Origin of the sequence: Brevundimonas sp. (assembly GCF_032107865.1) — a bacterium.
Classification (GTDB): domain Bacteria; phylum Pseudomonadota; class Alphaproteobacteria; order Caulobacterales; family Caulobacteraceae; genus Brevundimonas.
This window is the reverse complement of record NZ_DAMCNG010000158.1, coordinates 1-6,595: the sequence shown is the minus strand read 5'-3', so window position 1 is coordinate 6,595 and position 6,595 is coordinate 1. Positions and strand designations below refer to the sequence as shown.

At 68.6% G+C, this 6,595-nt stretch carries 8 protein-coding genes; 4 read left to right on the top strand and 4 right to left on the bottom strand.

Annotation, left to right across the window (positions count from 1 at the left end):
- Nucleotides 1–131: 131 nt before the first annotated feature.
- On the top strand, nucleotides 132–716 hold the full coding sequence (locus tag RT567_RS12280) for a nucleotidyltransferase family protein (protein WP_313576614.1): 585 nt from the start codon (nucleotides 132–134) through the stop codon (nucleotides 714–716).
- On the opposite strand, the gene RT567_RS12275 is transcribed toward RT567_RS12280, so the two are convergent.
- Entirely contained in the window at nucleotides 701–1,246 is a 546-nt protein-coding gene (locus RT567_RS12275) for a hypothetical protein (protein WP_313576613.1), read from the bottom strand. The two genes, RT567_RS12280 and RT567_RS12275, sit on opposite strands and share 16 nt — an antisense overlap.
- A gap of 146 nt (nucleotides 1,247–1,392) precedes the next feature.
- Between RT567_RS12275 and RT567_RS12270 the strand changes: the two genes are divergently transcribed.
- From RT567_RS12270 to RT567_RS12260, 3 genes are all read left to right on the top strand, one after another.
- Nucleotides 1,393–2,349: a glycosyltransferase family 9 protein gene (locus RT567_RS12270; protein WP_313576612.1), complete on the top strand. Its 957-nt coding sequence runs from the start codon at nucleotides 1,393–1,395 to the stop codon at nucleotides 2,347–2,349.
- Between the two features lie 67 nt (nucleotides 2,350–2,416).
- The gene (locus RT567_RS12265; protein ID WP_313576611.1) at nucleotides 2,417–3,754 is read left to right on the top strand and encodes a dihydroorotase; all 1,338 of its coding nucleotides are present in this window, start codon (nucleotides 2,417–2,419) and stop codon (nucleotides 3,752–3,754) included.
- A complete protein-coding gene (locus RT567_RS12260; RefSeq protein WP_313576610.1) occupies nucleotides 3,751–4,485 on the top strand; it encodes a prephenate dehydrogenase in 735 nt (244 codons plus the stop codon). Before RT567_RS12265 ends, RT567_RS12260 begins: the two co-directional genes overlap by 4 nt.
- 3 nt (nucleotides 4,486–4,488) lie before the next feature.
- On the opposite strand, the gene RT567_RS12255 is transcribed toward RT567_RS12260, so the two are convergent.
- Genes RT567_RS12255 through RT567_RS12245 form a run of 3 tightly spaced genes read right to left on the bottom strand, consistent with a single transcriptional unit; the run spans nucleotide 4,489 to nucleotide 6,390 of the window.
- Entirely contained in the window at nucleotides 4,489–5,406 is a 918-nt protein-coding gene (locus RT567_RS12255) for an alpha/beta fold hydrolase (protein WP_313576609.1), read from the bottom strand.
- A gap of 19 nt (nucleotides 5,407–5,425) precedes the next feature.
- Nucleotides 5,426–6,106, bottom strand: a complete 681-nt coding sequence (locus tag RT567_RS12250; RefSeq protein WP_313576608.1) for an SdpI family protein — start codon at nucleotides 6,104–6,106, stop codon at nucleotides 5,426–5,428.
- Entirely contained in the window at nucleotides 6,103–6,390 is a 288-nt protein-coding gene (locus RT567_RS12245) for a metalloregulator ArsR/SmtB family transcription factor (protein ID WP_313576607.1), read from the bottom strand. The genes RT567_RS12250 and RT567_RS12245 overlap by 4 nt, the downstream gene beginning before the upstream one ends.
- Between the last annotated feature and the right edge of the window lie 205 nt (nucleotides 6,391–6,595).

Sequence of the window (6,595 nt, the reverse complement as noted above, 5' to 3'; positions counted from 1 at the left end):
TGGGCCTATGTCGCCGAAGCCATCCGCCACGCGCCCGGCCTGGGCCAGGGTCACGGCCCGCTGGATCACGCCTGGCCGGTGCGGGGCTGAGGCCGCTTGGCGCGGCGGCGGAATCGCCCTCACAGGACGGCATGACCCTGGAAGCCCGCCTGACCGAGATCGTTCGCGCCGACGCGGGCCTGATGCATGTGCTGACCGTGATGCGGGGCCTGGATCTGCCCGACTGGCGGCTGTTCTCCGGGGCCGTTTATCAGGCGGTGTGGAACGTCCAGACGGGCCGCCCGGTCGGCTATGGGATCAAGGATTACGACATCGGCTATTTTGACGCCGACACCTCCTGGGACGCCGAGGACGTCGCCATCAAGCGCGTCGCAGCCGCCTTCGCGCCGTCGCTGCGCGATCAGGTCGAGGTGCGCAACCAGGCGCGGGTCCACCTGTGGTTCGAGGGCAAGTTCGGCGAGCCCTATGATCCTCTGGCCTGCACCGATGACGCCCCGGCGCGCTTCGTCGCTCCGGCCTTTGCTGTCGGCGTGCGGTTGGAGGCGGACGACCGCCTCAGCGTGGTCGCCCCCTTCGGGCTGGAGGATGTGTTCGCCATGACCATCCGGCCCAATCCGACGCGCGGCATGGCCAAGGGCTGGGACCGGGTCATCGCCAACGCCCGCGGCCGCTGGCCGGAGATCACCGTCGTCGGCGGCTCTCAGCCGACGGCGTAGCGCGCCGTCACTCCGTCCGGCTGAAACTCATGGCCGGCCAGCCGGTCCAGCGAGGCGAGCACGCGCGCGGCGAAGGCCTCGGGATCGCCCTCCTCGACGGCGGGCCGCAGCCAGTCGGTGACGACGGCGCGCGCGGGATAGGTTCCGACCGGGCCGGGCACGCTGAGCGCCACCTCAATGCCCTCGGCGATCCAGCCCGCTACGGTGATGAAGACCTCCATCCCCACTAGGAAATCCGTGCGGCGCAGGACGTAGAGGGTGATGATCCCGTCCTCGACCCCATCGGGGCGCACGATGATTCCGCTGCGATCCGGCCGCCAGTCGTCCGACAGTTCGACCGCCCGCCACAGGCAGAACCAGACGCGACAGGTCTGCGGCCGGATCTCATGCACCGAGCAGCCCGCGCCATCGACGCAATAGGCGCACAACTCGCCCGTCGGCTTGGCCAATTCGGGCAGGTCCAGCGGGATCACGCGACAGCACTCGACGCAGCCGCCGCAGGTGCGATCAGGAAGGAGGGGCAGGGACATGAGCGGCCGTTTAGCGCAAGATGGGTGATAATGCGTGGGGCGAAGCAGGCCTCGAGGCGTCGCTGAAGCGATGAGCATCAAACCGATCCAAGGTCTTCCACCGCATCCCCGCTGAATTCCGAAGAGAATCCGGCTAGAGTCGCTTTATGCATGGTCGTTTTCCGATCCTCTACATCGCCGAGGCGGACGCCGAGGAGGCGGTCCTGTCGTCGGGGGCGCTGGCCCAGCTTGTCGAGGCCATCCCTCAGGCGACCTTTACCGTCGTCGGCTCGCCGGCCAGCGCGCCGCTGTTCGCCGACCTGCCGCGCCTTCAGCGGCTGATCACGCTAGACCGCGACGGGCGCTGGGACTGGATCGCCCTGTGGAACCAGGTGCGCGAGACCAACTGGGGGCTGGTGGTCGACATGCGCGGCTCGACCCTGTCGGGCAAGCTGCGGCGTCAACGCCGCGCCGTGCGGGGCAAGACCCTGCCGAGCGTGCATCTGGTCGAACAGGCGGCGCGGACCCTGCAACTGGACGAGATTCCGGCGCCGAAACTGTTCATCAGCCGCGACACGCAGGAAGCCGCCGACGCCCTGATCGCGCCGGGCGACGGCCCGATCCTGGCGATCGGACCGGGCGCCGACTGGATCGGCAAGCGCTGGCCCGCCGATCGCTACGCCAAGATCGCCATCTCCCTGCTGGGCGAGGGCGGACCGCTGGCCGGCGGGCGCCTGATGATCGTGGGCGAAGAGGCGGATCGCGACGCGGCCCAGACCGTTCGTTCGGCGGTCAAGCGCGACCGGGTCATCGAACTGCAGGGGCGGCTGACGCGGCTGCAGGCGGCGGCGGCGCTGAGCCACGCCGACCTCTATCTGGGCGGCGACTCCCTATGGACCCAGTTGGCCGTAGCGGCGGGCGTTCCGGCGGTGGCGGTCTTCGGCCCCTCGGACGAGACGCTGAAACGCCCGTGGACCGGCGTCGCCGTGCGCGGCCCGCGCACCCTGGACGAGTTCCGCGAACTGGACCCGCGCCTGAACCAGCATATCCAGCACATGATGGACCTGCCTTATGAGCGGGTGCTGAAGGCGGCGAAGAAGCTGCTGGCCGAACGGGCGGCCTGATCGCCCTCGGCTTGCGTCTCCAAGCCTTCGGCGCGCATAAGCGCCGGAACTTCAGGAGATGCGCGCGATGACCCAGACCTATGACCTGATCGTTCGGGGCGGCGAGGTGGCCAACCACGCCGGGCGGGGCATGGCCGACGTCGGCGTCATCGACGGCCGCATCGCCTTCATCGGCGACCTGTCTCAGGCCTCGGCGGGCGACGTGTTCGACGCCACAGGCCTGACCGTCCTGCCAGGCGTGATCGACACCCAGGTCCACTTCCGCGAGCCGGGGCTGGAATGGAAGGAAGACCTGGAAACCGGCAGCCGCGCGGCGGCCCTGGGCGGCGTCGTCGCCGTGTTCGAGATGCCGAACACCAACCCCAACACCACCGACGCCGAGACCATGGCCGACAAGCTGGTGCGGGCTAACAACCGGATGTGGACCGACCACGCCTTCTATGTCGGCGGGACACATGAGAACGCCGACCATCTGGCTGATCTGGAGCGCCTGCCGGGTTGCTGCGGGGTCAAGGTCTTCATGGGCGCCTCGACCGGCGACCTGCTGATCGCCGACGACGAAGGGGTGAGGAAGGTTCTGTCGAACGTCCGCCGTCGCGCCACCTTCCACTCCGAGGACGAATACCGACTGGTCGAGCGTCGCAACCTGGCCCGCACCGGCGACTGGACCAGCCACCCGGAAGTCCGCGACGCTGAGAGCGCCATCATGTCCACCCGCCGTCTGGTTGGACTGGCGAAAGAGACCGGCGCCCGCATCCACGTCCTGCACGTCACGACCAAGGACGAGATGGAATACCTGCGCTTCCACAAGGACGTCGCCACGGTCGAGATCACGCCCCAGCACCTGACGCTGGTGGCCCCCGAGGCCTATCAGCGGCTCGGCGCCTATGCCCAGATGAACCCGCCGATCCGCTCACAAGAACACGTCGATGCGCTATGGCTGTGGGGGATGCAGCAGGGGGTGGCCGACGTGCTCGGCTCGGACCACGCGCCGCACACGAAGGAAGAAAAGTCCAAGCCCTATCCGGCCTCGCCCTCGGGGATGCCGGGGGTGCAGACCCTTGTGCCGCTGATGCTGACCCATGTGGCCGAGGGCCGCCTGTCGCTGGAACGCTTCATCGACTTGACCTCGGGCGGGGCGCAGCGCGTGTTCGGCACCGCCAACAAGGGCCGGATGGCCGTCAGCTATGACGCCGACCTGACCATCGTGGACCTGAAGGCGAAGAAGACCATCACACACGACCAGCAGGCGACGCGCTGCGGCTGGACCCCCTTCGACGGCTTTGAGGCGACGGGCTGGCCGGTGGCCACCATCGTGCGCGGCCGCGTGGTGATGAAGGACGGCGAACTGATCGGTCAGGCCCACGGCCAGCCGGTGCGCTTCCAGGAGACGCTGGCGGGGTGAGCGGTTCGCGGCCCACGCTCGGCCTGATCGGCTTCGGCGCCTTCGGGCGGCTGACGGCGAAGCATCTGTCGCCGTGGTTCGACATTCTCGCCCATGATCCGACGGTCAGTGACGGCGAGGGCGTGGCGCGGCTGACCTCGCTGGAGGAGGCGGCGGCCTGTTCGGCGGTGGTGCTGGCCGTGCCGGTCGGCGTGCTGGCGGAAACGGTCGCGGCGATCGCGCCGCATCTGACGCCCGGCGCCCTGATCCTCGACGTCGGATCGGTGAAGGTGAAGCCGGCGCAGGTGATGCTGGAGGGCTTGCCCGAGGGCGTGGACGTGGTCGGCACCCATCCTCTGTTCGGTCCGCAGAGCGGCAAGGACGGCATCGCCGGTCTGCGCATCGCCGTTTGTCCGGTGCGCGGCGACAAGGCCGCGTGGCGCGTCGCCGCCTTCTGCAGGAAGGCGCTGGCGCTCAAGGTCTTCGTCGTGACGCCTGAGGATCACGACCGCGAGGCGGCGACGGTGCAGGGGCTGACCCATCTGATCGCCAAGGTGCTGCTGGCGATGGAGCCGCTGCCGACGCGCATGACCACGACCAGCTTCGAGCGCGTCATGCAGGGCGTCGACATGGTCCGCCACGACAGCGCGGCGGTGTTCCGCGCCATCGAGCACGACAACCCCTTCGCCGCCGAGGTCCGCCGCCGCTTCTTCGATCTGGCCGAACAGGCGCGGGCGGAACTGGACGGGTAGGGCTTAGCGCGGCTTGAGGATGAAGTCGGCCACGGCAGGCGCGACCTCGGCGCCGAGCGGGATCGAGGCGTCGCCATAGGTGGCCGCGTTGCCCGCCGGGTCGAGCGGGGCCTGACGCAGGACGTGGTTCAAGCCCTCGAAGACCACCCGTTCAGCCTTGGGCTGGGCGGCCAGAAGGGGCTCGCTGTTCTCGGGCTTCACCTGAATATCGGTCGAGCCGTGGCCCAGCAGAACCGGGCGATCATAAGCGGCGATCAGCGCCTGGGGGTCCACGACGAAGTAGGAGATCAGATAGGGTTGGACCGAGGGGCGGAACAGCGCGGCCAGATAGGGCGGCGTGTCCGAGACGGTTCGACCGGCCTCCAGCTCGCTCATGATGTGATCGACTTCAGGTTTGACGGAGGGCGGCAGCTTGGGCTCGATCTGGCGACGTAGTTCGACATTGGCGCGGACGCCGACCGGCGACAGCAGGACCAGGCCGCAGACGCCTGGATTATCGGCCGCCGCCTGGGCGATCAGGGCGCCTTCTGAGTGCCCTACCAGCCAGACGCAGGGCGCGCCGGTCTTCTCAGCGGTCAGGGCCGCCCAGGCCTTGGCGTCGTCGATGTAGGTGTCGAAGGTCAGGCTGGCTTCGTCGGTCGCGGCCGCTGTGCTGGCGGCGATGCCGCGCTTGTCGTAGCGGACGGTGGCGATCCCGCGCTCGGCCAGGCCCTCGGCCAGTTGGCGATAGACGCCGCCCGTCACGCCGATCGGACTGTTCCCATCGCGGTCGGTCGGGCCGGAGCCGGCGATGATGACGGCGGCGGCGCGTGTCTGATCTTCCGGTGTCAGCAGGGTTCCGTGCAGGGGAGCGGGCGTCGAGGCCAGCTCGACCGGCGTCGAAACCGGCGAGAGCAGCAGGGCGGCGGCGAGGGTCAGCATGCTTGTCTCCGTCTTGAGATCAGAAGGGCTGGCGGTTGGGATCGGCGCGCCACACGCGCCAGCTTTCGAACACCGACCAGAGGGCGGCGATCAGAACGCCGCCGATCAGCAGGCTGAAGCCCAGGGGCTGGGGCGCGATGGGGGCGGTGATTAGGCCGAGCAGGCCCAGCCAGAAGAAGAGGCGGCCCGCCAGCCGGTTGGAGCGGTCCCAGGCCAGGCGGCTCTTGTAATTCCAGGGGGTGCGCAGGCCGACGATGGGGTTGGGCGCGACCCGGCCCATGAAGGCGCCCATGACGGCGAACAGCAGGCTCATCAGGGCGGCGATCACGGTCATCGACGGAGCCGCTTGCGACGCAGCGTGGCCCAGGATCGTCCAGACCATGAAGGCGCTGACGCCGCCAATGGCCAGCAGCGAGACCAACTGGCCGACCTTCAGCCCGCGCTGTCGGGCGGCGTCGGGCGTGCGCTTGGCGTACCAGCTCATCGGTCCGGCCGTGATCGCGGCCATGAAGGCCATGAAGCCGATCACGCCGGCCAGTTCGTTGCGGTCGCCCCAACGATCGGGTCGGCCGTGGATGTCGAAATGCATGGGCAGGGGCGTGGTTGGACCTGCGGTCAGAACCCAGATGGCGAGGGCGACGAGGCCTGCGACCGTCAGGGCGGTGAAGGCGTCCAGCACCGTGAAGCGGATCCTGGTCATTTCGGCGTTTCCTTCTCGTCCGTTGTGCCTGTTCCGCTGAGGTCCATCAGGAAGGCCAGGGCCTCCTCGACCGCCGAAATCTCCAGCCGATAGCGGATCGACTGCCCTTCGCGCTCGGGGCTGACCAGACCGGCCTCCTTCAGCGCGTTCAGATGACCGGTGATGGTCGGCCAACTCATGTCGAAGGCGGCGGCGATGTCGCCGGACGCCAGCGGCCCCTTGCGCAGCATGGCGATGATGCGCCGCCGCACCGGATGGGAGAGGGCCTTGAACAGGCTGTTCATAGGAAAGAGGTTAATTAGGAAATATCCTAAATACAACCATCGTTCTTTCAGGCGCGGCTGGCCTTCATCACGAGCGCGGCCTATGGCTGAGGTTGGTTCAGAATTTGCGAGTTGTTCTCATGGAAGTCCGCGATCAGATCGTTCTCATCACCGGCGGCGCGCGCGGCGTGGGCGCGGCGGCGGCGCGGGCGTTTGCGGGGCAGGG